Source organism: Mesorhizobium sp. M5C.F.Ca.IN.020.32.2.1, assembly GCF_004023105.1.
GTDB lineage: Bacteria > Pseudomonadota > Alphaproteobacteria > Rhizobiales > Rhizobiaceae > Mesorhizobium > Mesorhizobium wenxiniae.
The window spans coordinates 1-1,638 of sequence record NZ_RZSX01001143.1 but is presented as its reverse complement, the minus strand read 5'-3'; the positions used below and the strand labels follow the sequence as shown (position 1 = coordinate 1,638).

The window sequence follows — 1,638 nt, the reverse complement described above, 5'->3', positions numbered from 1 at the left end:
AACAAGTGCCGTAGTGCTGGGGCCGTGATGGCTGACGATCGAACCGCGCGCCCGGTTTCCGGCGAATTCATGACCGATTCGGCCGCAAATCCTGCGCCGGAACGCATCTTGCGTGATCCAGCCGCCGACGTCGTCGATGCCGACTTCGAGGTGCTGCCGCGCCTCACCGCCAGCATGCTTTCACCGCCGCTTTCGCGGGTGATCGCGACGCCATCGCTCGAAGGCATGGACATGTTGCGCAAGCCGAAAGCCGCGATGGAACGGCTGCGGGCGTCGCGCGGCGGGCCGATCTTCTGGATCGCCGGCCTCAGCGTGGCGTTTGCAGCCTTCTGGATCTCGGGCGGGCACGCGCTGGTGCGCCAGGCGCCGCTTCTTCTCGCGGCACAGGAGACGGGCATTGCACTCAGCATTTCAGGCGTTACGTCGCGTATCGATGCGTCAGGGCCGGAATCTGTCCTGTTCGTCGGTGGCGAGGCCGCGAATGACGGTGCCAGCCCGTTGCCATTGCCGCCGCTGGAAATCCGGGTCACCGGCAATGACAGGCGCACAACCCGCTATACGCTGAAGACATTCAGCCGTTCGCTGGCGCCCGGCGAAAGATTTGGCTTTTCCAGCCGGCTCGACGTGCCTAGAAACGGGGTCAAGACCGTCTCGGTCACCTTCGCCAATTAGGGGCGATCATTTCTGGAAAGGCGGCTAATGCCAATCGTGCGTGGCAAGAATATCGAGGTCTTGTTTTCGGCGTCGGCGATTGCCCGGCGCAATCTGGAGCTCGCCAAGGAGATCGCCGGGCACGATTATCAGGACCTTCTGGTGATTTCGGTGCTGAAAGGATCGTTCATCTTCGCCGCCGACCTTATCCGCGCCATGCACGATGTCGGCCTGTCGCCCGAGGTCGAGTTCATCTTCATTTCCAGCTACGGCGCCGGTACCACCAGCGGCGAGGTGAGAGTGCTGCGTGACATCGACAATGAAGTCACCGGCCGCGACGTGCTGTTGATCGACGACATTCTCGAATCCGGCAAGACGCTGTCCTTCACCCGCGACCTGATGCTGTCGCGCGGCGCCAAAAGCTGCGCCATCGCCGTGCTGCTCGACAAGCGCATGCGCCGCCAGACTGCGCTCAACGCCAACTATGTCGGCTTCGACTGCCCCGACTATTTCGTCGTCGGCTACGGCATGGATGTCGCCCACGCGTTTCGCGAATTGCCGTTTGTCGGCGTCGTCAAGGGCGACGCATAGATTTATCTTCGATGCCGTTTGCGGTTCAGGAAAAGTCAACTTTTCCCCGCCAAACATTCCGCTATGGCAAAGCTCCTGATCGTCGAGGACGATGATTCCGTCCGCACCCTCGCCGCCCGCGCGCTCGAACGCGCCGGGCATATGATCGACATCGCCGCCGACGGCGCGCAAGGGCTTGCCCTGATCCGCGCAGCACGTGGCGGCTATGACCTTGTCGTTTCCGATATCCGGATGCCGGAAATGGACGGCATCCAAATGGCCAAATCGGCGGCGTCGCTTTTTCCGGCGATGAAGATCTTGCTGATGACCGGCTATGCCGACCAGCGCGAGCGCGCCGAGGAATTGAACGGTGTCATTGTGGACGTCGTGCAAAAGCCGTTCACGCTGGCCGAAATC

3 protein-coding genes are annotated in these 1,638 nt (G+C 62.0%); all 3 read left to right on the top strand.

All coding sequences use genetic code 11. The features are described from left to right. Positions 1 to 672 (top strand): hypothetical protein (locus tag EOA86_RS33725; protein ID WP_245497459.1); only part of this gene is annotated, 672 nt, incomplete at its 5' end. 27 nt (positions 673 to 699) lie between these two features. Beyond that, the gene (hpt, locus tag EOA86_RS33720; RefSeq protein WP_127210394.1) at positions 700 to 1,242 is read left to right on the top strand and encodes a hypoxanthine phosphoribosyltransferase; all 543 of its coding nucleotides are present in this window, start codon (positions 700 to 702) and stop codon (positions 1,240 to 1,242) included. Positions 1,243 to 1,305: 63 nt separating this feature from the next. Continuing rightward, positions 1,306 to 1,638, top strand: a 333-nt coding sequence (locus EOA86_RS33715) for a response regulator (protein WP_164892286.1), incomplete at its 3' end; no start/stop codon positions are given.

What these genes read in the sequence shown, in the direction of transcription:
- hpt (WP_127210394.1), top strand. Translation starts at nt 700, where the DNA reads ATGCCAATCGTGCGTGGCAAGAATATCGAGGTCTTGTTTTCGGCGTCG.